The 23,576-nt window shown below is 71.4% G+C and carries 19 protein-coding genes; 11 read left to right on the top strand and 8 right to left on the bottom strand.

What is annotated here, in order from left to right; genetic code table 11:
* Window positions 1-170 precede the first annotated feature (170 nt).
* The 5 genes from G3I41_RS11515 to G3I41_RS11535 all read left to right on the top strand — a co-directional run bounded on the left by G3I41_RS11515 (window position 171) and on the right by G3I41_RS11535 (window position 5,962).
* Complete coding sequence (locus G3I41_RS11515) at window positions 171-1,508, top strand: enolase C-terminal domain-like protein (RefSeq protein ID WP_164400108.1); 1,338 nt, start codon at window positions 171-173, stop codon at window positions 1,506-1,508.
* Entirely contained in the window at window positions 1,505-2,284 is a 780-nt protein-coding gene (locus G3I41_RS11520; RefSeq protein WP_164400109.1) for an SDR family oxidoreductase, read from the top strand. The genes G3I41_RS11515 and G3I41_RS11520 overlap by 4 nt, the downstream gene beginning before the upstream one ends.
* 62 nt (window positions 2,285-2,346) lie before the next feature.
* Entirely contained in the window at window positions 2,347-3,387 is a 1,041-nt protein-coding gene (locus G3I41_RS11525; RefSeq protein WP_164400110.1) for a sugar ABC transporter substrate-binding protein, read from the top strand.
* A 2-nt stretch (window positions 3,388-3,389) separates the two neighbouring features.
* A complete protein-coding gene (locus G3I41_RS11530; protein ID WP_164400111.1) occupies window positions 3,390-4,910 on the top strand; it encodes a sugar ABC transporter ATP-binding protein in 1,521 nt (506 codons plus the stop codon).
* A complete protein-coding gene (locus tag G3I41_RS11535; protein WP_164400112.1) occupies window positions 4,907-5,962 on the top strand; it encodes an ABC transporter permease in 1,056 nt (351 codons plus the stop codon). The genes G3I41_RS11530 and G3I41_RS11535 overlap by 4 nt, the downstream gene beginning before the upstream one ends.
* A gap of 111 nt (window positions 5,963-6,073) precedes the next feature.
* Here the strand turns inward: G3I41_RS11535 and G3I41_RS11540 are convergent, their stop codons facing one another.
* The 5 genes from G3I41_RS11540 to G3I41_RS11560 all read right to left on the bottom strand — a co-directional run bounded on the left by G3I41_RS11540 (window position 6,074) and on the right by G3I41_RS11560 (window position 12,018).
* Window positions 6,074-6,745, bottom strand: a complete 672-nt coding sequence (locus G3I41_RS11540; RefSeq protein WP_164400113.1) for a FadR/GntR family transcriptional regulator — start codon at window positions 6,743-6,745, stop codon at window positions 6,074-6,076.
* A gap of 108 nt (window positions 6,746-6,853) precedes the next feature.
* Window positions 6,854-8,467 (bottom strand): glycerol-3-phosphate dehydrogenase/oxidase, encoded by a 1,614-nt coding sequence (locus tag G3I41_RS11545; protein ID WP_164400114.1) that lies wholly within the window; start codon window positions 8,465-8,467, stop codon window positions 6,854-6,856.
* Window positions 8,468-8,472: 5 nt separating this feature from the next.
* Complete coding sequence (gene glpK, locus G3I41_RS11550) at window positions 8,473-10,014, bottom strand: glycerol kinase GlpK (RefSeq protein ID WP_164400115.1); 1,542 nt, start codon at window positions 10,012-10,014, stop codon at window positions 8,473-8,475.
* Between the two features lie 42 nt (window positions 10,015-10,056).
* A complete protein-coding gene (locus G3I41_RS11555) occupies window positions 10,057-10,848 on the bottom strand; it encodes an MIP/aquaporin family protein (protein ID WP_164400116.1) in 792 nt (263 codons plus the stop codon).
* Between the two features lie 405 nt (window positions 10,849-11,253).
* Window positions 11,254-12,018 carry an IclR family transcriptional regulator gene (locus G3I41_RS11560; protein ID WP_203600767.1) on the bottom strand — a complete coding sequence of 255 codons (765 nt, stop codon included), beginning with the start codon at window positions 12,016-12,018 and terminating at the stop codon, window positions 11,254-11,256.
* A 238-nt stretch (window positions 12,019-12,256) separates the two neighbouring features.
* On the opposite strand from G3I41_RS11560, the gene metH reads away from it, so the two are divergent.
* The 3 genes from metH to G3I41_RS11575 all read left to right on the top strand — a co-directional run bounded on the left by metH (window position 12,257) and on the right by G3I41_RS11575 (window position 18,343).
* Window positions 12,257-15,769: a methionine synthase gene (gene metH / locus G3I41_RS11565; RefSeq protein WP_164400118.1), complete on the top strand. Its 3,513-nt coding sequence runs from the start codon at window positions 12,257-12,259 to the stop codon at window positions 15,767-15,769.
* Between the two features lie 119 nt (window positions 15,770-15,888).
* Window positions 15,889-16,581, top strand: a complete 693-nt coding sequence (locus G3I41_RS11570) for an HAD family phosphatase (protein WP_164400119.1) — start codon at window positions 15,889-15,891, stop codon at window positions 16,579-16,581.
* A gap of 157 nt (window positions 16,582-16,738) precedes the next feature.
* On the top strand, window positions 16,739-18,343 hold the full coding sequence (locus G3I41_RS11575) for an ABC transporter substrate-binding protein (protein WP_164400120.1): 1,605 nt from the start codon (window positions 16,739-16,741) through the stop codon (window positions 18,341-18,343).
* A gap of 19 nt (window positions 18,344-18,362) precedes the next feature.
* On the opposite strand, the gene G3I41_RS11580 is transcribed toward G3I41_RS11575, so the two are convergent.
* Together G3I41_RS11580 and G3I41_RS11585 are read right to left on the bottom strand one after the other, a co-directional pair.
* A complete protein-coding gene (locus tag G3I41_RS11580; protein ID WP_164400121.1) occupies window positions 18,363-19,034 on the bottom strand; it encodes a response regulator transcription factor in 672 nt (223 codons plus the stop codon).
* Between the two features lie 9 nt (window positions 19,035-19,043).
* Window positions 19,044-19,889, bottom strand: coding sequence for a PD-(D/E)XK nuclease family protein (locus G3I41_RS11585; protein WP_239081588.1), 846 nt, complete (start codon window positions 19,887-19,889; stop codon window positions 19,044-19,046).
* Between the two features lie 195 nt (window positions 19,890-20,084).
* Between G3I41_RS11585 and G3I41_RS11590 the strand changes: the two genes are divergently transcribed.
* The 3 genes from G3I41_RS11590 to G3I41_RS11600 all read left to right on the top strand — a co-directional run bounded on the left by G3I41_RS11590 (window position 20,085) and on the right by G3I41_RS11600 (window position 23,089).
* A complete protein-coding gene (locus G3I41_RS11590) occupies window positions 20,085-21,323 on the top strand; it encodes a site-2 protease family protein (RefSeq protein ID WP_164400122.1) in 1,239 nt (412 codons plus the stop codon).
* Between the two features lie 71 nt (window positions 21,324-21,394).
* The gene (locus tag G3I41_RS11595; protein ID WP_164400123.1) at window positions 21,395-22,300 is read left to right on the top strand and encodes a tRNA (adenine-N1)-methyltransferase; all 906 of its coding nucleotides are present in this window, start codon (window positions 21,395-21,397) and stop codon (window positions 22,298-22,300) included.
* A gap of 198 nt (window positions 22,301-22,498) precedes the next feature.
* Window positions 22,499-23,089: a hypothetical protein gene (locus G3I41_RS11600; RefSeq protein ID WP_164400124.1), complete on the top strand. Its 591-nt coding sequence runs from the start codon at window positions 22,499-22,501 to the stop codon at window positions 23,087-23,089.
* Window positions 23,090-23,125: 36 nt separating this feature from the next.
* Here G3I41_RS11600 and G3I41_RS11605 read toward each other — a convergent pair whose 3' ends face one another.
* A complete protein-coding gene (locus tag G3I41_RS11605) occupies window positions 23,126-23,437 on the bottom strand; it encodes a ferredoxin (RefSeq protein WP_164400125.1) in 312 nt (103 codons plus the stop codon).
* Window positions 23,438-23,576: the final 139 nt, after the last annotated feature.

Consider the following 23,576-nt stretch of genomic DNA (forward strand, 5'->3'; position numbering starts at 1 on the left):
GAACCCGGAGCATCGAGGTGCGGGGGACCGCTCGATGGGGCAATGTATCCCCGATACATCCGAGCTGTCTGTCGAAAATTCCCGCCTCTCTCTGGACTTGCGCACTCCAAGGCGGCTATACATCGGATGACCGGAACAGAGGTCCGATGTTATTTCCCCTGGGGGCGCGCATGAGTCAGTCCGTCACGGACTTCGAGGTCCACGACATCCGTTTTCCGACCTCGGAACAGCTGGACGGCTCGGACGCCATGAACCCCGACCCGGACTACTCGGCCGCCTACGTCGTGCTGCGGACCGACGCCGCCGGCCCGGACGGCGAGCCGGCCGAGGGCCACGGCTTCTGCTTCACCATCGGCCGCGGCAACGAGGTGATGGCCGCCGCGATCGAGGCACTGCGCCCCTATCTGACCGGGCGCCCCGTGCCGCGGACGGCAGCCGGCCTCGGCGCCCTGTACCGGGACCTCACGCACGACTCGCAACTGCGCTGGCTCGGGCCCGAGAAGGGCGTGATGCACATGGCGGCCGGCGCGGTGGTCAACGCCGCCTGGGACCTGGCGGCCAAGCTGGCCGGCAGACCCGTCTGGGAGTTCCTGGCCGGGATGACGCCCGAGGAGCTGGTCTCCCTCGTCGACTTCCGCTACCTCACCGACGCCCTCACCCCCGACGAGGCACTGGCCCTCCTGCGCGCGGCCGAACCGGGCCGCGCCGAACGCGCCGCCCGGCTGCGCGCCGAGGGCTACCCCGCGTACACCACCTCACCCGGCTGGCTCGGCTACTCCGACGACAAGCTGGTCCGGCTCGCCAAGCAGGCCGTGGCCGACGGCTTCACCCAGATCAAGCTCAAGGTCGGCGGCCGGGTCGAGGACGACGTCCGCCGGATGGCGCTCGCCCGCGAGGCCGTCGGACCCGGCGTCCGGATCGCCGTCGACGCCAACCAGCGCTGGGACGTCGCCGACGCCGTCGCGTGGATGACCGCGCTCGCCCCGTACGACCCGCACTGGATCGAGGAGCCCACCAGCCCCGACGACGTACTCGGCCACGCCGCCGTCCGCGCCGGCCAGCCGGTCAAGGTCGCCACCGGGGAACACGTCGCCAACCGGGTCGTGTTCAAGCAGCTCCTCCAGGCCGGGGCCGTCGACTTCGTCCAGATCGACGCCGCACGCGTCGCCGGCGTCAACGAGAACCTGGCGATCCTGCTGCTCGCCGCCAAGTACGGCGTCCCGGTCTGCCCGCACGCGGGCGGCGTCGGGCTCTGCGAACTCGTCCAGCACCTCGCGATGTTCGACTACGTGGCCGTCTCCGGTACCCGCGAGGACCGGGTGATCGAGTACGTCGACCACCTCCACGAGCACTTCACCGAACCCACCGTCATCGTGAACGGCCGGTACACCGCCCCGGCGTCCCCCGGCTTCTCGGCCAGGATGCGCCCCGAGTCCATCACCGCACACCGCTACCCGCAGGGCCCCGTCTGGCAGGCCCGGCGCCACGAGAAGGAGGAGAGCCGATGACCGGCACACGCGACTTCGAGGGGATGAACGCCCTGGTGACCGGCGGCGCCTCCGGCATCGGGGCCGCCGTCACCGCCCTGCTCCTGGAGCGCGGAGCCCGGGTCGCCGTCCTGGACCGGGACACCTCCGGAGCACCGCGGGGCGCCCTCGCCGTCGAGGCCGACGTCACCGACGACGCCGCCGTGCGCGCCGGGGTGGACCGGGCAGCCGCCGAACTGGGCTCCCTGCACACCCTCGTGTCCAACGCGGGCATCGGCGCCATCGGCACCGTCACGGACAACGACGACACCGAGTGGGCGCGGGTCCTCGACATCAACGTCCTCGGCATGGTCCGGGCCGCCCGGCACGCCCTCCCGCACCTGCGCCGCGCGGCCGCCGAGCGCCCCGGTGCCGTGTCCATCACCCACACCTGCTCCATCGCCGCGACCGCCGGGCTGCCCCAGCGCGCCCTGTACAGCGCGAGCAAGGGCGCCGTCCTCGCGCTCACCCTCGCCATGGCCGCCGACCACGTCCGCGAGGGCGTCCGCGTCAACTGCGTCAACCCGGGCACCGCCGACACCCCGTGGGTCGGCCGCCTCCTCGACCAGGCGGAGGACCCGGCCGCCGAACGCGCCGCGCTGAACGCCCGGCAGCCGCTGGGCCGGCTGGTCTCCGCCGACGAGGTGGCCGCCGCGATCGGCTACCTCGCGAGCCCCGCGGCGGCCTCCGTGACGGGCACCGCCCTGGCCGTCGACGGCGGGATGCAGGGCCTGCGCCTGCGCCCCGCCGGCAGCTGAACCCGTACCCCCGCCACGCCCACCGGGTCCGAGCCGCGACCCCACACAGGAACGGGACACCAATGAGAGTGCGTACGACGAGTGCGGCCGCCTGTGCCGTACTGCTGGCCGTCACCGCCCTCGCGGGCTGCAACCGCGAATCGTCGGACGCCGGCGCGGGCGGCGGCAAGGTCGGCATCGACCTGCCGCGCAGCGACAGCGACTTCTGGAACTCGTACCAGAACTACGTCGAGAAGGGCGTCAAGGGCGGCGAGGTCTCCGCGCTCCCGCTCACCAACTCGCAGAACGACATCGGCAAGCTCGTCGCCAACGTCCAGACCTTCACCGACCAGGGCGCCAAGGCCGTCGTGATGGCCCCGCAGGACACCGGCGCGATAGCCGAATCCCTCAACACGCTCAACGAGAAGAAGATCCCCGTCGTCAGCGTCGACACCCGTCCGGACAAGGGCGACATCTACATGGTGGTGCGCGCCGACAACAAGGCGTACGGCACCAACGCCTGCAAGTACCTCGGCGAGCAGCTGAAGGGGAAGGGCAAGGTGGTCGAGTTCCAGGGCGACCTGTCCTCCATCAACGGCCGCGACCGCTCCGAGGCGTTCAAGGCGTGCATGGACAAGGACTTCCCCGGCATCGAGGTGTTCGAGCTGGCCACCGACTGGAAGGGCGACGTCGCCTCCGCGAAGCTCCAGTCCACGCTGGCCGCCCACCCCGACGTCAACGGCATCTACATGCAGGCCGGGGGCGTCTTCCTCCAGCCCACCCTGGCGCTCCTGGAACAGAAGAAGCTGCTGAAGCCCGCCGGTCGGGACGGCCACATCACCATCATCTCCAACGACGGCATCCCCGAGGAGTTCGACGCCATCCGGGCCGGGAAGATCGACGCCACCATCTCCCAGCCCGCCGACCTGTACGCGAAGTACGCGCTGTACTACGCGAAGGCCGCACTCGACGGCAAGTCCTTCGACGAGGGCCCCACGGACCACGACTCCACCATCATCAAGATCCCCAACGGTTACGAGGACCAGCTCCCCGCGCCGCTGGTGACCAAGGAGAACGTGGACGACCCGAAGCTGTGGGCCAACCAGCTGGAGAAGAAGAGCTAGCCATGGACCAGGCAGCACCACCACCCGCCGTGCGGGCGGAAGGCGTCGTCAAGCGCTTCGGGCCGACCGTGGCGCTCGACGGGGTGAAGCTGACCGTGCGGCCCGGCGAGTCCCACGCGCTCGTCGGCCGCAACGGCGCCGGCAAATCGACCCTGGTCGGCGTCCTCACCGGCCTCCACAAGGCGGACGCGGGCACCGTCACCTTCGGCGGCGAACCCGCGCCGGCCTTCGGGGACACCACGGCCTGGCAGTCCAGGGTCGCCTGCGTCTACCAGAAGTCCATGGTCGTACCCGACCTCACCGTCGCCGAGAACCTCTTCCTCAACCGGTTCGACGAGAACGCCCGCTGGATCAGCTGGGGCAGGCTGCGCAGGCGGGCCGAGCGGTTGCTCGCCGCGTACGGCGTCGAGGTCGACCCGAACACCCGGGCGCGCGATCTCGCGGTCGAGCAGCGGCAGTTCGTGGAGATCGCCCGCGCCCTGTCCTTCGGCGCCCGGCTCATCGTCCTGGACGAGCCGACCGCCCAGCTCGACGCCCGGGGCATCGCGCGGCTCTTCGGCAAGCTCCGCGAACTCCAGAGCCAGGGCGTGGCGTTCCTCTTCATCTCGCACCACCTCCAGGAGGTGTACGAGCTGTGCACCGCGGTCACCGTCTACCGCGACGCCCGCCACGTCCTGACCGCCCCCGTCGCCGAGGTCGCCAAGGAGGACCTGGTCGCCGCGATGACCGGCGAGCGGGCGGCCGCCGCCACCGCCTGGCACGCGGCCGGTGACGCGGCGCCCGACCCGTCGGCGGAACCCGTCCTGAGCACCGAGCGGCTGAGCCTGCCCGGCCGGTTCGAGCCGCTGGACCTCCACGTGCGCCCCGGCGAGGTGCTGGGCCTGGCCGGCGCGGCGGCCAGCGGCAACACCGCCGTCGGCGAGGTGCTGGCCGGGATGCGCAAGGCGGGCGGCGGCACGGTCCGGGTGCGGGGCAGGGCCGTACGGGCGGGCAGCGTGCCGGACGCGCTGGCCGCCGGCATCGGCTACATCCCCGAGGACCGGCACGACCAGGGCCTCGTCCCGGAGCGCAGCGTCGCGGAGAACGCCACCCTGACGGTCGCCGACCAGCTCGGCCCCTGGGGCACCGTCCTGCCCTCCCGTACCCGGCGGTTCGCCCGGTCCATGATCGACTCGCTCGACATCAAGACCCAGGGCCCCGAGCAGCCCGTCTCCGGGCTGTCCGGCGGCAACCAGCAGAAGGTCGTCGTCGCCCGGGCGCTGGCCCGCGACCCCAGCGTGCTGGTGGCGGTCCGGCCCACGGCGGGCGTGGACGTCAAGTCCAAGGACTCCCTTCTCGGAGTCGTACGCCGGGTCGCCGACGCGGGCAACGCGGCCGTCGTCGTCTCCGACGAACTGGACGACCTGCGGGTCTGCGACCGGGTCCTCGCCCTCTTCCACGGGCGGGTCGTCGCAACGTTCGACAGCGGGTGGACCGACGGGGAACTCGTCGCCGCCATGGAAGGTGTGGGGGAGAGGGAATGACCGGCACGGTACGGCCGTCCACGGCCGACGACTTCGACACGGCGCTGAAGGACGGCGGTGCGAGCGGCGACTCCCCGCTCAGCAGGCTCAAGCTGATCCGGTGGAGCGACTTCTCGCTGGTGCCGGTGATCCTGGCGCTGATGCTGATCGGCTTCATCGTCTCGCCGGTCTTCCTCACCTCCGACAACCTGATCAGCGTCGTCCAGCAGTCCTCCGAGCTGAGCCTGCTCGTCCTCGGTCAGGCCCTGATCCTCATCTGCGGCCGGATGGACCTCTCGCTGGAGTCCACGATCGGCATCGCGCCGGTCGTCGCCATGTGGCTGGTGCTGCCTCCCGACGGCGGCCGCTTCGCCGGCCTCGGTCTGCTCCCCGGCTGGTCCGCGATCCCGCTCTGCCTGCTGGCCGGCCTCGCGGTCGGCGCCGTCAACGGCTTCCTGATGCTGAAACTCCGGGTCAACGGCTTCATCGCCACGCTCGGCATGCTCACGATGCTGCGCGGCCTCCACATCGGCATCACCGAGGGCAAGTCCATCACCGATGTGCCGGAGTCCTTCCGCTACCTCGGCAAGAGCGAGTGGTTCGGGGTGCCGGCCGCCGTCTGGATCTGCCTGGTCCTCTTCGCGGCCGGCGGCGCCGCCCTCGCCTGGCTGCGCCACGGACGCGCGCTGTACGCGATCGGCGGCAACCCGGAAGCGGCCCGGGCGGCCGGCATCCGCGTCGACCGGGTCACCTGGATCGTCCTCGCGATCGGCGGCCTGCTCGCGGCCTTCGCCGGCATCCTCTACACCGGCCACTACGGGGCGGTCGCCGCCACCCAGGGCGACGGCTGGATCTTCCAGGTGTTCGCCGCCGCGGTGATCGGCGGCATCAGCCTCAAGGGCGGCCGGGGCACGCTGTTCGGTGCCCTCACCGGTGTGCTGACGCTCCAGCTGGTCGTCAACGTCATGACCCTGGGCGGTGTCCCGGCCCTCTGGAACCAGTTCCTGAACGGCGCGATCATCATCGTCGCCCTGGTCATCTCCCGCTTCGCGAGCGGCGAGAAGCAGGACTGAAGGGGGTGTTTCCAGCCGCGCCGGCGTTTGAGGCGCGGGGTCCGGGGCGGAGCCCCGGTCACGGTGAGGGGCGGGTGGGGGAGGTCCCCCCCGCCCCTCAAGCGCTTGCCGCTACAACGTGGAGCGCAACCACTGCTCCACGCTCGCCACATGCACCGTCGCCCACGCCCGCGCGGCCTCCGCGTCGCGGTCGCGCAACGCCCCCAGAATCGCCCGGTGCTCATGCAACGTCCGGCTCACCGCGTCCTCCTGCGTCAGCCCCCGCCACACCCGCGCCCTCGTGGTCGGCCCCGAGAGCCCGTCCAGCAGCGAGCAGAGCACCGAGTTGCCCGACGACTGGACGATGCCCCGGTGGAAGTCCAGGTCGCAGGCGACCAGCTCCTCCACCGACGGGTGCTCACCCAGCGCGTCGAGCTGCGCGCTCAGGGCGTCCAGCTGGTCCTCGCCGATCCGGCTCGCCGCCATCGCCGTCGCGGCGGGCTCCAGGATGCGGCGCACCGCCAGGAACTCCAGCACGGTGTCGTCCCGGTGGAAGTCCACGACGAAGCTCAGCGCTTCGAGGAGCAGCTGCGGGTCGAGGCTCGTCACGTACGTGCCGTCGCCCTGGCGGACGTCGAGAATGCGGATCAGCGACAGGGCGCGCACCGCCTCCCGCAGCGAGTTGCGGGAAAGCCCCAGCTCCGAGGCGAGTTCGCTCTCCTTGGGGAGACGATCGCCGGGCCGTAGCGCACCCGAGACGATCATTCCCTTGATCTTCTCGATGGCCTCGTCGGTGACAGCCATGGGCGACCTCCAGACATCCGATGTATCGCCCCATTATGCGGTCACGACGAAGGCCGGTACGACCGTCGGACCGCCCCCCGGTCCGCCCGGCCGTCCGGCCCGTCCCGCTCAGCCGCGCCGCTCGCCGAGCACCTTCTCCACACCGGCCCGGACCTCGTCCGTCGCCAGGCCCCGGATCGTCAGCGTCGTCCGCCGCCGCAGCACGTCGTCCGCGGTCTCGGCCCACTCGTGGTCCCGGGCGTAGGCGACCTGCGCCCACACCTCCGGGGCGTCCGGGTGGACGCGCTCGGCGAGCGCCGGGTTCTCGTTGGCCATCCGGGCGATGTCGAAGGCGAGCGAACCGTAGTGCGTGGCCAGATGGCGCGCGGTGTCGGCGGCCATCCGGGGGCCGGGGGCCCCGCCGTCCACCAGCAGCCGGTGCGCCACCGCGTTCGGGGAGGCGATCCCGGGCAGCGGCAGCTTCCTCGGCAGCCGGGCCATCGGCTCCATGTCCTCCGCCAGCGGGTGCCCGGGCAGCGCGGCCAGCTTGTTCATCACCGTACGGCCGATGTGGCGGAAGGTCGTCCACTTGCCGCCGGCCACCGACAGCATCCCGCCCCGGCCCTCCGTCACGACCGTCTCGCGCTTGGCCTTCGAGGTGTCGCCGGGCCCGCCGGGCAGGACCCGCAGTCCGGCGAAGGAGTAGGTGATCAGGTCCCGGGAGAGCTGCTGGTCCCGTACCGAGAACGCCGCCTCGTCCAGGATCTGCGCGGTGTCCTTCTCCGTCACCGCGACATCCGCCGGGTCGCCCTCGTACGCCTCGTCCGTCGTACCGAGCAGCAGCATGTCCTCCCAGGGCAGGGCGAACGTGATGCGGTACTTGTCGATCGGCGTGGCCAGCGCGGCCTTCCACGGCCGGGTCCGCTTCAGCACCAGGTGGGCGCCCTTGGACAGGCGTATGGAGGGCGCCGCGTTCGGGTCCTCCATCTTCCGCAGGTGGTCCACCCACGGCCCGGTCGCGTTCAGCACCAGCCGGGCGGTCACCCCGAACTCCGTACCGTCCAGGGAGTCCCGCAGCTCCGCGCCCGTCACCCGGCCTCGGGTGAACCGCAGCCCGGTCACCGCCGCGTGGTTCAGCACCACCGCGCCCGCGTCGACGGCCGCGCGGACCGTCATCAGCGCCATCCGCGCGTCGTTCATCTGGTCGTCGCCGTACACCGCGACGGCCCGCAGGTCGTCCGTACGCAGCTCCGGCACATCGCGTGCCGCCCGCGCCGGGCTGATCACATGGCCGACACCGTCGCCGAAGGCGGACAGCGCCGAGTACGCGAACACGCCCGCGCCGAGCTTCGCCGCGCCGTGCGGCCCGCCCTTGTAGACCGGCAGGTAGAAGGTGAGCGGGTTGGCCAGGTGCGGGGCGACCTGGCGGGAGACCGCACGGCGCTCGAAGTGGTTCTCCGCCACCAGCTTCACCGCACCGGTCTGGAGGTAGCGCAGACCGCCGTGGAGCAGCTTGGAGGAGGCGGAGGAGGTGGCGCCGGCGAAGTCGCCGGCGTCCACCAGGGCCACCCGCAGTCCGGACTGCGCGGCGTGCCAGGCGGTGGAGATGCCCAGGATGCCGCCGCCGATCACCAGGAGGTCGTACGTCGCCTTGGAGAGCTGCTCCCGGGTCTCGGCACGGCTCGGGAGGGAGCCGGAGGCCGGATGCGTCCCGAGTGCGGGGACGCTCTGCAGGGTGGTCATGTCGTCTACTCCTCGTCGTCCAGCCAGCCCATGGTGCGTTCCACGGCCTTGAGCCAGCTCTTGTACTCGCGGGCGCGGGTGTCCGCGTCCATGCGGGGGGTCCACTCGGCGGCGCGGCGCCAGTTGGCGCGCAGCGCGTCGGTGTCCGGCCAGAAGCCGACGGCCAGGCCGGCGGCGTAGGCGGCGCCGAGGCAGGTGGTCTCGGCGACCATCGGGCGCACCACGGGCGCGTCCAGGAAGTCGGCGAGCGTCTGCATCAGCAGGTTGTTGGAGGTCATGCCGCCGTCGACCTTGAGCGAGGTCAGCTCGACGCCGGAGTCCTTCGTCATGGCGTCGCTGATCTCACGCGTCTGCCAGGCGGTGGCCTCCAGTACGGCACGGGCGATGTGCGCCTTGGTGACGTAACGGGTGAGACCGGCGATGACACCGCGGGCGTCCGGGCGCCAGTACGGGGCGAACAGGCCGGAGAACGCCGGCACGAAGTACGCGCCGCCGTTGTCCTCCACCGAGGAGGCCAGGGTCTCGATCTCGGCGGCGGACTGGATCAGCCCCATCTGGTCACGCATCCACTGGACCAGCGAACCGGTGACGGCGATCGACCCCTCCAGGGCGTACACCGCCTTCTGGTCGCCGATCCGGTAGCCGACCGTCGTCAGCAGCCCGTTGTAGGAGTTGACGGGCGTCTCACCGGTGTTCATCAGCATGAAGGTGCCGGTGCCGTACGTGGACTTGGCCTCGCCCTCGGAGAAGCAGGTCTGGCCGAACAGCGCCGCCTGCTGGTCGCCCAGCGCGGAGGCCACCGGCACCCCGTCGAGCACGCCGCCCCTGGTGGTGCCGTAGACCTCGGCGGAGGACCGGATCTCGGGCAGCACGGCCGTCGGCACGCCGATGGAGGAGCAGATCTTCTCGTCCCACTGCATGGTGTGCAGGTTCATCAGGAGGGTGCGCGAGGCGTTGGTGACGTCGGTGACGTGGACGCCGCCGTCGGTGCCGCCGGTCAGGTTCCAGATGACCCAGGAGTCCATCGTGCCGAAGAGGATGTCGCCGCGCTCGGCCCGCTCGCGCAGCCCCTCGACGTTGTCGAGCAGCCAGCGCACCTTGGGCCCGGCGAAGTACGAGGCGAGCGGCAGCCCGGTCTCGCGGCGGAAGCGGTCCTGGCCGACGTTGCGGCCGAGTTCCTTGCAGAGCGCGTCGGTACGGGTGTCCTGCCAGACGAGGGCGTTGTGGACGGGCTCACCGGTGTGCTTGTCCCACAGCAGGGTGGTCTCGCGCTGGTTGGTGATGCCGATCGCCTTGACGTCGGCGGCGGTGATGCCCGCCTTGGAGATCGCCCCGGCGACGACTTCCTGGACGTTCGTCCAGATCTCGGCCGCGTCATGTTCGACCCAGCCCGGCCTGGGGAAGATCTGCTCGTGCTCCTTCTGGTCGACGGAGACGATCCGCCCGTCCTTGTCGAAGACGATGCAGCGGCTGGAGGTCGTGCCTTGGTCGATGGCCGCGATGAACGGCCCGGCGCCGTGGCTGCCGGTGGTGTGTGCGTCGGTCACGGTGTGCTCCCGGAGGTCTGTGCGGTGTGGGGTGAGGGCGGGTCAGGCGAAGGCGAGGTTGTAGAGGCCGCCCGCGAGGGCGGCGCCGATCAGCGGGCCGACGACGGGGACCCATGCGTAGCCCCAGTCGGAGCCGCCCTTGTTCGGCAGCGGCAGCAGCGCGTGCACGATACGCGGACCGAGGTCGCGGACCGGGTTGATCGCGTAGCCCGTCGGCCCGCCGAGCGACAGGCCGATGCCGACGACCACCAGGGCGGTGATCAGCGCGCCCAGCGCGCCGAGCCCGTTGCCCTCGTCGTTGAGCCCCTGGGTGAGGATGGCGAGCACCAGCACCATCGTGGCGATGACCTCGGTGAGGACGTTCTGCACGGCGTTGCGGATCTCGGGGCCCGTCGAGAAGACACCGAGCACCGGCCCGGCCTTGGGGGCCGCGGCCTGGTCGACCATGCCCTCCTCACCCGAATGGGCGCGCAGGATCTCCGGATCGTTGAGGTGCGCCCGGAACTGCCCGTAGTAGGTCAGCCAGACCAGCACGGCGCCGATCATCGCGCCGAGCAGTTCGGAGGCGAGGTAGAGCGGCACGTCGCTCCACTTCGTTCCGCCCTCGATGGCCAGGCCGATGGTGACGGCCGGGTTGAGATGCGCCCCCGACACGCCGCCGGCGAGATACGCGCCGGTCAGCACCGCGAAGCCCCACCCGAAGGTGATGGCGACCCAGCCGGCGTTCTGCGCCTTCGAGTGCTTGAGCGTGACGGCGGCACAGACACCGCCGCCGAGCAGGATGAGCACGGCGGTACCGATGGTCTCGCCGATGAAGATGTCGGAGCTGGACACCCGCGACTCCTTTGTCCTTCGTCCAGGAAGCCGAACCCCGGGTCCCACCGGTGGTCCGCGCCCTCGTGTGAGGGCTTGGCCGGCCCCCGGGGGGTGTCTTGCCGACCATGGCCAGGTCCACGGCGTCCGGCACGGCACCTCGCGGCGTTCCCGAACCGCCCCGACAGCTCCGCTATCGCGACACTCCGGCACCTTGGATGCACCGCACCGGACGCCGTGGCCTGTCCGGCCCTGATCGGCAAGACACCCCCCAGGCACGGTCACACCCTAACGCGTATATCCGTTAGGTGTTCGACAATGCCGACCGGTGAACGGCAGTGTTTCTCCCGGGCGAAGCCAGCGTCAAGAGGGATGTGACGTACGAATCGATCGTTACGAGGGAAGCCGGCCGAGTGCGCGGCCGGCTCAGAAGCGCCTGGCGCCCAGGTCCCGCGAGACCGCGCGGGCGCAGTCGCGGACCGCGGCGACCAGCTCCGGACGCAGCTCGCCGTCCTTGCAGACCCGCTCCACCGCACCCGTCACGGCTATGGCCCCGACCGGCATCCGGCGCCGGTCGTGGATCGGGGCGGCCACCGCGGCGACGCCCTCCCAGGTCTCCTCCACGTCGGACCCCCAGCCCCGGGCCCGCACCCCGTCGAGCACGGCCTCGAACTCCTCGGCGCCGGTCACCGTCCGGGGCGTGAACGACTGCCGCTCCGCCTCCACCGCCTCGGTGTGCGCCACCGGGTCGTACGCGGCCAGCACCTTGCCCAGGGCCGTGGAGTGCAGCGGCTGCATGGCGCCCACCTCCAGGACCTGGCGGCTGTCGTCGGGCCGGAAGACGTGGTGGACGATGAGCACGCCCTGCTGGTGCAGTACGCCGAGGTGGACGCTCTCGCCGCTGGACCGGGCCAGGTCGTCCGTCCAGACCAGGGCCCGGGCCCGCAGCTCGTGGACGTCGAGATAGCTGTTGCCCAGGCGCAGCAGCTCCGCGCCCAGCTGATAGCGGCCCGAGGCGGTGTCCTGCTCCACGAAGCCCTCCTGCTGGAGGGTGCGCAGGATGCCGTGTGCGGTGCCCTTGGCCAGGCCCAGTGAGGAGGCGATGTCGGACAGCCCGAGCCGCCGCTCGCCGCCTGCCAGCAGGCGCAGCATCGCGGCCGCCCGCTCCAGCGACTGGATGTTCTTGGCCATCGCGCCGTACTCCTCCACCTTGTTCGACAATGCTGAACACTATCGGTCGATGCCGAACCGCGCTCGGCCGCGTGGAAAGTCCGCAGCACCTCGTGACACCCGGACTCCCCGTCATCAGGATGCCGTCCGGCTCGTGGGACAGAGTGACGGCCCACGTCGAGGCCCGGCTACCCTGGCCGGGTGCGCCTTCCGCCGAAGACGCAAAGCCGACAGCCGTCGCATCCCAGGGAGTACATCCATGGCCCCGTCGCCGACCCCTTCCGCCGACAGCCGGAACCGAGCCGCAGCCCTCCGTGAGGCGCTCGCCACCCGAGTAGTGGTGGCCGACGGTGCCATGGGCACCATGCTCCAGGCCCAGGACCCCACGCTCGCGGACTTCGAGAACCTCGAAGGCTGCAACGAGATCCTCAACATCACCCGGCCGGACATCGTGCGCTCCGTCCACGAGGCGTACTTCGCCGTCGGCGTCGACTGCGTCGAGACGAACACCTTCGGCGCCAACACGGCGGCCCTCGGCGAGTACGACATCCCTGAGCGCGTCCAGGAGCTCTCGGAGGCCGGTGCGCGTATCGCCCGCGAGGTCGCCGACGACTACACCGCTTCCACCGGTGAGCAGCGCTGGGTGCTCGGCTCCATGGGCCCCGGCACGAAGCTGCCGACCCTGGGCCACGTCCCGTACGCCACCATCCGCGACGGCTTCCAGGCGAACGCCGAGGGCCTGATCGCCGGCGGCGCCGACGCGCTGATCGTGGAGACGACCCAGGACCTCCTCCAGACCAAGGCCGCCGTCCTCGGCGCCCGCCGCGCCCTCGACGCCCTCGGCAGCGACCTCCCGCTGCTGTGCTCCCTGGCCTTCGAGACGACCGGCACCATGCTCCTGGGCTCCGAGATCGGCGCGGCCCTGACCGCCCTGGAGCCGCTGGGCATCGACATGATCGGCCTGAACTGCTCGACCGGTCCGGCCGAGATGAGCGAGCACCTGCGCTACCTCACCCGGCACTCCCGCATCCCGCTGCTCTGCATGCCCAACGCCGGACTGCCGGTCCTCACCAAGGACGGCGCCCACTTCCCGCTCGACGCCGAGGGACTGGCCGACGCGCAGGAGACGTTCGTCCAGGAGTACGGCCTCTCGCTGGTCGGCGGCTGCTGCGGGACGACCCCGGAGCACCTGCGCCAGGTGGTCGAGCGGGTACGCGGAACGGTCCCGGCCGCCCGCGACCCGCGCCCCGAGCCCGGGGCCGCCTCCCTCTACCAGTCCATCCCCTTCCGCCAGGACACGGCGTACCTGGCGATCGGCGAGCGCACGAACGCCAACGGGTCCAAGAAGTTCCGCGAGGCCATGCTCGAAGGCCGCTGGGACGACTGCGTGGAGATGGCCCGCGACCAGATCCGCGAAGGCGCGCACATGCTCGACCTCTGCGTGGACTACGTGGGCCGCGACGGCGTCGCCGACATGGAGGAGCTGGCCGGCCGGTTCGCCACCGCCTCCACCCTGCCGATCGTCCTGGACTCCACGGAGCTGCCCGTGCTCCGGGCCGGGCTGGAGAAGCTGGGCGGCCGCGCGGTCCTCAACTCCGTCAACTACGAGGACGGGGACGGCCCCGAGTCCCGCTTCGTCAAGGTCACCCGGCTGGCGGCGGAGCACGGTGCCGCGCTGATCGCGCTGACCATCGACGAGGAGGGCCAGGCCCGGACCGCCGAGCACAAGGTCGCCATCGCGGAACGGCTCATCGCGGACCTGACCGGCAACTGGGGCATCCAGGAGTCGGACATCCTCATCGACACCCTGACCTTCACCATCTGCACGGGCCAGGAGGAGTCCCGCAAGGACGGCGTCGCCACCATCGAGGCGATCCGCGAGCTGAAGAAGCGCCACCCCGCGGTGCAGACCACGCTCGGCCTCTCCAACATCTCCTTCGGTCTGAACCCGGCCGCCCGCGTCGTGCTGAACTCGGTCTTCCTGGACGAGTGCGTGAAGGCGGGCCTGGATTCGGCGATCGTGCACGCGTCGAAGATCCTGCCGATCGCCCGTCTCGAGGAGGAGCAGGTCGAGGTCGCGCTGGATCTGATCTACGACCGGCGCGCCGAGGGCTACGACCCCCTGCAGAAGCTCATGGAGCTGTTCGAGGGCGTCAACATGAAGTCCCTCAAGGAGGGCAAGGCCGAGGAGCTGGCCGCCCTGCCGCTGGACGAGCGGCTTCAGCGCCGGATCATCGACGGCGAGAAGAACGGCCTGGAGGACGACCTCGCCGAGGCGCTGCAGGACACTCCGGCGCTCGACATCGTCAACAACACCCTCCTGGAGGGAATGAAGGTCGTCGGCGAGCTCTTCGGCTCCGGCCAGATGCAGCTGCCGTTCGTCCTCCAGTCCGCCGAGGTCATGAAGAGCGCGGTCGCCTACCTCGAACCGCACATGGAGAAGTCGGACGCCGAGGGCAAGGGCACCATCGTCCTGGCCACGGTCCGCGGCGACGTCCACGACATCGGCAAGAACCTGGTCGACATCATCCTCTCCAACAACGGGTTCAACGTCGTCAACATCGGCATCAAGCAGCCCGTCTCCGCGATCCTGGAGGCCGCCGAGGAGCACAAGGCGGACGTCATCGGGATGTCCGGCCTCCTCGTCAAGTCCACGGTGATCATGAAGGAGAACCTGGAGGAGCTGAACCAGCGCAAGCTGGCCGCCGACTACCCGGTGATCCTCGGCGGCGCCGCGCTCACCCGCGCCTACGTCGAGCAGGACCTGCACGAGATCTACGAGGGCGAGGTGCGCTACGCGCGCGACGCCTTCGAGGGCCTGCGCCTGATGGACGCGCTCATCGCCGTCAAGCGCGGCGTACCCGGCGCCACCCTCCCCGAGCTGAAGCAGCGCCGCGTACCCAAGCGGGACACCGCCGTCCTGGAGGTGAACGAGCCGGAGGAGGGCGTCCGCTCCGACGTCTCCGTCACCAACCCGGTCCCCACGCCGCCGTTCTGGGGCAGCCGGGTCGTCAAGGGCATCCAGCTCAAGGAGTACGCCTCCTGGCTGGACGAGGGCGCCCTCTTCAAGGGCCAGTGGGGCCTCAAGCAGGCCAGGGCCGGCGACGGACCCACGTACGAGCAGCTCGCCGAGAGCGAGGGACGCCCGCGGCTGCGCGGCCTCCTCGACCGGCTCCAGACCGACAACCTGCTCGAAGCGGCCGTCGTCCACGGCTACTACCCCTGCGTCTCCAAGGGCGACGACCTGATCCTGCTCCACGAGGACGGCTCGGAGCGCACCCGCTTCACCTTCCCGCGCCAGCGCCGCGGCCGTCGGCTGTGCCTCTCGGACTTCTTCCGGCCCGAGGAGTCCGGCGAGACGGACGTCGTCGGCCTCCAGGTCGTCACCGTCGGCTCGAAGATCGGCGCCGAGACCGCCAAGCTCTTCGAGGCCAACGCCTACCGCGACTACCTGGAGCTGCACGGCCTCTCCGTCCAGCTCGCCGAGGCCCTCGCCGAGTACTGGCACGCCCGGGTCCGCTCGGAGCTGGGCTTCGCGGGGGAGGACCCGGCGGACGTCGAGGACATGTTCGCCCTGAAGTACCGGGGCGCGCGCTTCTCGCTGGGCTACGGCGCCTGCCCGGACCTGGAGGACCGCGCCAAGATCGCGGACCTGCTCCAGCCGGAGCGGATCGGCGTCCACCTCTCCGAGGAGTTCCAGCTGCACCCCGAGCAGTCGACCGACGCGATCGTCATCCACCACCCGGAGGCGAAGTACTTCAACGCGCGGTAAGGCACTGTTCGACGCGTCGTTGCCGATCACGTCGTACACTGGTCGGTCCAGCGCAGGCCGGTCGCCCATCCTCCGGGACGGGTGGCCGGCCTTCTCGTCCCTCATGGAAGGTGTGCCGGATGACCAGTACGGTTCCCGCGTCCCTGACCCGCACGGCGGAGGGCGCTGCCCTCCAGGCCGTCTTTCTCGACATGGACGGCACCCTGGTCGACACCGAGGGCTTCTGGTGGGACGTCGAGGTCGAGGTCTTCGCCGGCCTCGGTCACCGGCTGGACGAGGCATGGCGGGAGGTGGTCGTCGGCGGGCCCATGTCCCGCAGCACCGGATACCTCATCGAGGCGACCGGCGCGGACATCACCCTCGACGAGGCCGCCGTCCTGCTCAACGACCGGTTCGAGAAGCGCATCGGCAACGGGGTGCCGCTGATGCCCGGAGCCGCCCGCCTCCTCGCCGAACTGCACCGGCACGAGATCCCGACCGCCCTCGTCTCCGCCTCGCACCGCCGCATCATCGACCGCGTCCTGGACTCGGTGGGCCGCCACCACTTCGCGCTCACCGTCGCCGGCGACGAGGTCACCCGCACCAAGCCGCACCCCGAGCCCTACCTCACCGCCGCGCGCGGCTTCGGCGTCGACCCCCGGCTGTGCGCCGTCGTCGAGGACACCGCGACCGGGGTGGCCGCCGCCGAGGCCGCCGGCTGCCGCGTGGTCGCCGTGCCCTCGGTCTCCCCGATCGCCCCCGCCGAGGGCCGGGTCATCGTGACCTCGCTGGAAGAAGTCAATCTCACATTCCTCCGGAGCCTCGTCAACTGAATGCGCCGGAGTGGGCACCGAGAGTATTCCTGTGAATGAAAGGAAAAGCTCTCGCGGTGGCGGTGCGAAATAATTTCGCACACGGCCCCCCTCCGGGATTCCGGAAGACGCCCGCTAATGTCTTTCTCCCTGAACCGATGAGGGAGAACGGCCACCCATGAAACGCAAGACCCTGGTGCTGCCGGCCGTCGCGGGCCTCCTGGCGCCCGTGCTGGCCGGCTGCGGCGTGGCGGACGGCGGCAGCACCGGAAGCGGCACCGGCACCGTCGTCGTCGGCACCACGGACCGGATCGCCGCCTCCGCCGGCGCCCCCGCCCCGCTCGACCCGGCCGTCGGCTACGAGGCAGGCGTCTGGAACGTCCTGCGGCAGACCGTGCAGACCCTGATGGCCACCCCGCGCGGCGGCGGGCTCCCGGTTCCCGAAGCGGCCGAGAGCTGCGGCTTCACGGACCGCGAGAGTGAGAGCTACCGCTGCCGGCTGCGCGCCGGACTCACCTTCGCCGACGGCACCCCGGTCACCGCCGACGACGTCACGTACTCCCTCGACCGGGTGCGGCGCATCAAGTCCGCGAACGGGCCCGCCGCCCTCCTGGACAACATCGACACCGTCGAGACCGCCGGCACCCGCGAGGTCGTCTTCCACCTCAGAACCCCTGACGCCACCTTCCCGTACAAGCTCGCCACGCCGGCGGCCGGAATCGTCCCACGCGCCCAGTACCCCGCGCATTCCGCCCGCAGCGGATTCCAGGTGGACGGCTCGGGGCCGTACACCATGAAGCCGGAAGTGAAATCCGGCCGGGTTGTGAAAATCGCCTTCACGAGGAATCCCCATTACCGGGGGAGCTACGAGGTGCGGAGCGAGTCCGTCGAACTCGACCTCTTTTCCGACGCCACGGCCATGGGCAAGGCGTTCGACGCCGAGAAGATCGACATGATGGCCCGCACCGTCCCGGCCGACCGGGTCCAGCGGATGCTGGCCGAGCCCGAGGACGGGGTCCGGCTCACCGAGATGCCCGGGCTGGCCATCAGCTACCTCGGCTTCGACACCGAGGAACCCGCCCTCCGGAACAGGGCCGTCCGCCAGGCCGTCGCCCAGGTGGTCGACCGGGGCGCGATCGCCGGCAAGGTCTACGGCGCCACCGTCGAACCGCTGTACTCACTCATCCCGAGCGGTATCACCGCCCACGACAACGCCTTCTACAGCACCTACGGCGAACCCAGCGCCGCCAAGGCCGCCGCCCTCCTCAGGAAGGCGAAGGTCCGCACCCCCGTGCGCTTCACCCTGCACTACACCGACGACCACTACGGCCGGGACACCGCCACCGAGTTCCAGGCGCTGAAGAAGCAGCTCAACGACACCGGGCTCTTCGACATCACCGTCGAGGGCACTCCGTGGGCCCGCTTCCGGCCCGCCGAACTCCGAGGCGACTACGCCGCCTACGGCATGGGCTGGTTCCCCGACTTCCCGGACCCCGACAACTACACGGCGCCCTTCCTCGGGCCGGACAACTTCCTCGGCTCGCCCTACACCTCCGACGAGGCCCGGACCCTGATCGCGCACTCCCGCCGCCAGGCCGACCGGGGCGCGGCCGCGCCCGCCTTCGAACAGCTCCAGGACATCGTCGCCCGGGACGTGCCCGTCCTCCCGCTCTGGCAGGGCAAGCAGTACGCCGTCTCCCGCGAGGACCTGAGCGGCGTCGAATGGGCGATCGACTCGGGCGCCGACCTCCACCTGTGGGAACTGGGGCGCGGCACCGGCTGAGCCCGTCGCGCGCCCCGCGTCACTGCGCGCCGGGGCGCACCAGGCCGCTCTCGTACGCGTACACCGCCGCCTGCACCCGGTCGCGCAGGCCCAGCTTCGTCAGCACATGGCCCACGTGGGTCTTCACCGTCGTCTCGCTGACGAACAGGTCGGCGGCGATCTCCGCGTTCGACAGGCCGCGCGCCACCAGCTTCAGCACCTCGACCTCGCGGTCCGTCAGCGTGTGCAGCGTGTCCGGCACGGGGTCCTCGCCCGACGGCAGATGGTCCGCGTACTTGTCGAGCAGCCGGCGCGTCACGCTCGGGGCGAGCATCGCCTCACCGCCCGCCACCACCCGGATCGCCTGCACCAGCTCATCGGCCGGCGCGTCCTTCAGCAGGAAGCCGCTCGCCCCGGCACGCAACGCCTCCACCACGTACTCGTCCAGGTCGAACGTCGTCAGCACCAGCACCTTCGCCGGACCGTCCCGGCCCGGACCGGTGATCTGGCGCGTCGCCTCGACCCCGTCCATCCGCGGCATCCGGATGTCCATCAGGACCACATCGGGCTGGAGCGCGCGCACCTGGTCGAGAGCCTGGAGACCGTCACCGGCCTCACCCACCACCGCCAGATCGCCCTCGGCCTCCAGAATCATCCGGAAGCCCGTGCGCAGCAGCGGTTGGTCATCGACCAGAAGGACGCGGATAGCCACCAGATCTCCTCAATGCCCGTCGAGGGCCGCAGGCCGGCCGGCCTCGGCCCGGACCGGCTCCATTCTGCCCTGGCCATCCTCCGCCGCACCGGCCGGGCGGACCGTCAGCGGATAGACCGGGGGAGTCCCGCCGAATTCCGGGCAGAGCGCCTGGTGGTCGCACCAGCCGCACAGCTTCGTCGGACGCGGCCGCCACTCGCCCGTCCGCGTCGCCAGCGAGATCGCCTCCCACAGCGCCAGCAGCTTGCGCTCCACCCGCTCCAGATCCGCCACGACCGGGTCGTACGTCAGCACGTCACCGCTGCCCAGATAGACCAGCTGGAGCCGGCGCGGCACCACGCCCTTCAGCCGCCAGATCACCAGGGCGTAGAACTTCATCTGGAACAGCGCCCCCTCCGCGTACTCCGGACGCGGCGCCTTCCCCGTCTTGTAGTCCACGATCCGGACCTCGCCCGTCGGCGCCACGTCGATCCGGTCGATCACCCCCCGCAGCCGCAGCCCCGACTCCAGCTCCGTCTCCACGAACAGCTCGCGCTCCGCCGGCTCCAGACGCGCCGGATCCTCCAGCGAGAACCAGCGCTCCACCAGCTGCTCCGCCTGCCCCAGCCACCGCGCCAGCCGCTCGCCCCCGGGATCCTCCGCGAACAGCTCCCCCAGCTCCGGCTTCGACTCCAGCAGCCGGTCCCACTGCCCCGGGATCAGCGCCGTCGCCCGGCCGGGCGTGCGCTCCGCCGCCGGCTTGTCGAAGAGCCGTTCGAGCACCGCATGGACCAGGGTCCCCCGGGTAGCAGCCTCGCTGGGCTTCTGCGGCAGCTTGTCGATCACGCGGAAGCGGTACAGCAGGGGGCACTGCATGAAATCGCTCGCCCGCGAGGGGGAGAGCGAGGAGGGCGGCTGCGGCATCGACGGGGACGGCGGCGGAACGGAGGTCATGCGAAGACCCTACGACCCGCCACTGACACCGATCGGCATACCATCGACCACAGACCCTCCAACACTGCATCATCGTGGCGAAAGACACCGCGAAAGAGATCGAACCGAAGGGACCTCGTGGACGAGAGCGGCGACGGCCGGCGGCCGCAGCCCGGCCCAGCGGGCCCCGGGCCCGGCAAGGACGGGCCCCCGCGCCGGGACGAGCCCGGAGGCGGCATCCTCATGGGCCGCCCCTTCGGCGTGCCCGTCTACGTCGCCCCCAGCTGGTTCCTGGTGGCGGCCCTCATCACGTGGGTCTTCGGCGGCCAGCTCGACCGGGTGCTGCCCGACCTCGGCGCCGCCCGCTACCTCGTCGCGCTCTTCTTCGCGATCGCCTTCTACGCCTCCGTCCTCGTCCACGAACTCGCCCACACGATCGCCGCCCTGCGCTACAAGCTCCCCGTCCGGCGTATCCAGCTCCAGTTCTTCGGCGGCGTCTCGGAGATCGAGAAGGAGTCCGAGACCCCCGGCCGCGAGTTCGTCCTCGCCTTCGTCGGACCGCTGCTCTCCCTCGTCCTGGGCGGGCTCTTCTACGTGCCCCTGCGCTTCGTGGAGCGCGGCACCGTCCCGGCCGTCCTGCTCGGCGGGCTGATGATCTCCAACCTCATCGTCGCCGCCTTCAACCTGCTGCCCGGCCTCCCGCTCGACGGCGGCCGCATGCTCAGGGCCGTCGTCTGGAAGATCACCGGAAAGCCGATGAGCGGCACCGTCGCCGCGGCCTGGGCAGGCCGCGCCCTCGCCGTCGGCACCCTCGTCGGCCTCCCCCTCCTCACCCGCAGCGGCTCCCTGGGCAACGACGCGGGCGAGATCAGCGGCATGGACACGCTCACCGACGCCCTGCTCGCCGCGATCCTCGCCGCCATCATCTGGACCGGCGCCGGAAACAGCCTGCGCATGGCCCGGCTCCGCGAGCACCTGCCCGCCCTGCGCGCCCGCAGCCTCACCCGCCGCGCCGTCCCCGTCGAGGCCGCCACCCCGCTCTCCGAGGCGCTGCGCCGGGCCAACGAGGCCGGTGCCCGCGCGCTGGTCGTCGTGGACGGCACCGGCGAGCCCAAGGCCCTCGTCCGGGAGACGGCCATCGTCGCCGTTCCCGAGCACCGCCGCCCCTGGGTCGCCGTCAGCGGCCTCGCCCAGGACCTCAACGACGGCATGAGGATCCCCGCCGAACTCGCCGGCGAAGCCCTCCTGGACCGCCTCAAGGCCACCCCCGCGACCGAGTACCTCGTCGTGGAGGAGACCGGCGAGATCTACGGCGTCCTCTCCACCGCCGACGTCGAACGCGCCTTCGTCGCCGCCATGGCCCGCCCCTCCGCCTGACAGCCGGCCCGTCCTCGTACGTCCGTGCGGGCAGCGGTCGGCGGCTCCCGAAACACCGGTACGCTGGTCACATGTCTGAACCGACCGGTGCCGCCCGCCGACGCGGGCCCTTCAAGGTCGGGGACCAGGTCCAGCTCACCGATCCCAAGGGACGCCACCACACCTTCACGCTCGAAGCCGGAAAGAACTTCCACACCCACAAGGGTTCTTTCCCGCACGACGAGCTGATCGGCGCCCCCGAGGGCAGTGTGGTCCGTACCACGGGAAACGTCGCCTACCTCGCGCTGCGCCCCCTGCTCCCCGACTACGTCCTGTCCATGCCCCGCGGCGCCGCCGTGGTCTACCCGAAGGACGCGGGCCAGATCCTCGCCTTCGGCGACATCTTCCCCGGCGCACGCGTCGTGGAGGCGGGCGTCGGCTCGGGCGCGCTCTCCACCTTCCTGCTCCGCGCCATCGGCGAACAGGGCATGCTGCACTCGTACGAGCGCCGCGAGGACTTCGCCGAGATCGCCCAGCAGAACGTGGAGCGTTACTTCGGCAGCCCGCACCCCGCCTGGCAGCTCACGGTCGGCGACCTCCAGGACAACCTCACGGACACCGACGTGGACCGCGTCGTGCTGGACATGCTGGCGCCCTGGGAGTGCCTGGACGTCGTCTCCAAGGCACTCGTCCCCGGCGGCATCCTCTGCGCGTACGTCGCCACCACCACCCAGCTCTCCCGGACGGTCGAGTCCATCCGCGAGATCGGCTGCTTCGCCGAGCCGCAGCCCTGGGAGTCGATGATCCGCAACTGGCACGTGGAAGGCCTGGCCGTGCGCCCGGACCACCGCATGATCGGGCACACCGGCTTCCTCGTCACCGCCCGCCGGCTCGCCGACGGCGTCGAGGCCCCGGCCCGTCGCCGCCGCCCCTCCAAGGGCGCCTACGGCGAGGACTACGACGGCCCGGGCGGCCGGAGCGCCTCCTCCCGCGACTGAGCCCGCGGCACCATACCGGCGCCGCCGCCGGGTTCCCGGACCGACCCGGGGCCCGGCGGCGGCGCCTTTTCCGTACGCGGCCCGTCATCCTTGCGCACCCCACCGTTCCGCTGCCGTGTGAGGTGTGGCACGATGCTGGCCACCCCCGCACCGCCGACGCCGACGGCCGCACCACAGGAACCACAGGAGACAGCCCGCGTGCAGACCTCCGCGCTCCCGGACCTCGCGCACACCGACACCAGGCTCATGCACTGGCTCGCCACCGCGGCGGCCATGGCCGCCGTCGTCGCGGCAGCCGGTCTCCTCCAGCCCGACAGCAGCGCCTCGGCCTCCACCCGGCACCGCACGACGTCCCAGCGGCAGCACGAGGCGGCGGCCGTCGCCCCGGACCCGGCCGATGCGGACTTCCCCCTGGACTGCGGCAACGTCGGCAGCACCGTGGCCAAGCAGGCCCCCGGCGACCTCGACGGGGACGGCAGGCCGGAGACCGTCGCGGTGGTCCACTGCGCGGCCGGATCGGGCACCCCGCCCAGCGGCGTCTACGTCCTCACACGGGCGGGCGGAGCCGCGCCCAGGGTCGTCGCGACCCTGGTGGACCCCGCCCAGCGGCTGACCATCGGCGACTTCACGGTCCGCGACCGCGTCATCTCCGCCACGCTCCTCGGCTACTCCTCGTCGTCGGTGCCCTCCTGCTGCCCCGATCAGCGGGAAACAGTCACCTGGAAGTGGCAGAACGGCGCGTTCACGCGCAGCAGCGACACGGACAGGGGAGCCGGCGCCGGCGCCTGACCCCGGCCCGGCACCGCCGCCCCGAGCCCCGGAAGTCTAGGCCGCCTCGGGGCCGTACACCTCGACCCTGTCCGAAACGCGACGCACGTGAATGCAGTCGCCCGGGCACTCCTTGGCCGAGTCCACGACGTCCTGGAGCAGCGGCAGCGGCACCGGGGTGGTCGCGCCCTTGTCCTGCAGCAGCTCGTCGTCCCCGCTCTTCACGTACGCCAGACCGTCGATGTCCAGCTCGAACACCTCGGGCGCGTACTGCACGCAGATGCCGTCCCCCGTGCACAGGTCCTGGTCGATCCACACCTCCAGGTCCTGCGCCTCGCCACCGGTGGGAGCGTCCTGCCGCACGGTCATGTCGCCTGCCGTTTCCTGCGTAGCCGGACCGGGAAAGAGCCAGCCCTGACGGGTGTTGAACGCTTCGACGATACAACCGGCCGCTTTCCGACGGTGAACGGCGGGTATCCCCCTGGGACGGGGAGAGCGCAAGGGTGAA

The organism is Streptomyces sp. SID9727 (assembly GCF_010550605.1).
Classification (GTDB): Bacteria; Actinomycetota; Actinomycetes; order Streptomycetales; family Streptomycetaceae; genus Streptomyces.

Coding starts and splice junctions, on each gene's coding strand:
- G3I41_RS11515 (WP_164400108.1), top strand. CDS start 171: ATGAGTCAGTCCGTCACGGACTTCGAGGTCCACGACATCCGTTTTCCG.
- G3I41_RS11520 (WP_164400109.1), top strand. CDS start 1,505: ATGACCGGCACACGCGACTTCGAGGGGATGAACGCCCTGGTGACCGGC.
- G3I41_RS11525 (WP_164400110.1), top strand. CDS start 2,347: ATGAGAGTGCGTACGACGAGTGCGGCCGCCTGTGCCGTACTGCTGGCC.
- G3I41_RS11530 (WP_164400111.1), top strand. CDS start 3,390: ATGGACCAGGCAGCACCACCACCCGCCGTGCGGGCGGAAGGCGTCGTC.
- G3I41_RS11535 (WP_164400112.1), top strand. CDS start 4,907: ATGACCGGCACGGTACGGCCGTCCACGGCCGACGACTTCGACACGGCG.
- G3I41_RS11540 (WP_164400113.1), bottom strand. CDS start 6,745: ATGGCTGTCACCGACGAGGCCATCGAGAAGATCAAGGGAATGATCGTC.
- G3I41_RS11545 (WP_164400114.1), bottom strand. CDS start 8,467: ATGACCACCCTGCAGAGCGTCCCCGCACTCGGGACGCATCCGGCCTCC.
- G3I41_RS11560 (WP_203600767.1), bottom strand. CDS start 12,018: ATGGCCAAGAACATCCAGTCGCTGGAGCGGGCGGCCGCGATGCTGCGC.
- metH (WP_164400118.1), top strand. CDS start 12,257: ATGGCCCCGTCGCCGACCCCTTCCGCCGACAGCCGGAACCGAGCCGCA.
- G3I41_RS11570 (WP_164400119.1), top strand. CDS start 15,889: ATGACCAGTACGGTTCCCGCGTCCCTGACCCGCACGGCGGAGGGCGCT.
- G3I41_RS11575 (WP_164400120.1), top strand. CDS start 16,739: ATGAAACGCAAGACCCTGGTGCTGCCGGCCGTCGCGGGCCTCCTGGCG.
- G3I41_RS11585 (WP_239081588.1), bottom strand. CDS start 19,889: ATGCAGTGCCCCCTGCTGTACCGCTTCCGCGTGATCGACAAGCTGCCG.
- G3I41_RS11595 (WP_164400123.1), top strand. CDS start 21,395: ATGTCTGAACCGACCGGTGCCGCCCGCCGACGCGGGCCCTTCAAGGTC.
- G3I41_RS11605 (WP_164400125.1), bottom strand. CDS start 23,437: ATGACCGTGCGGCAGGACGCTCCCACCGGTGGCGAGGCGCAGGACCTG.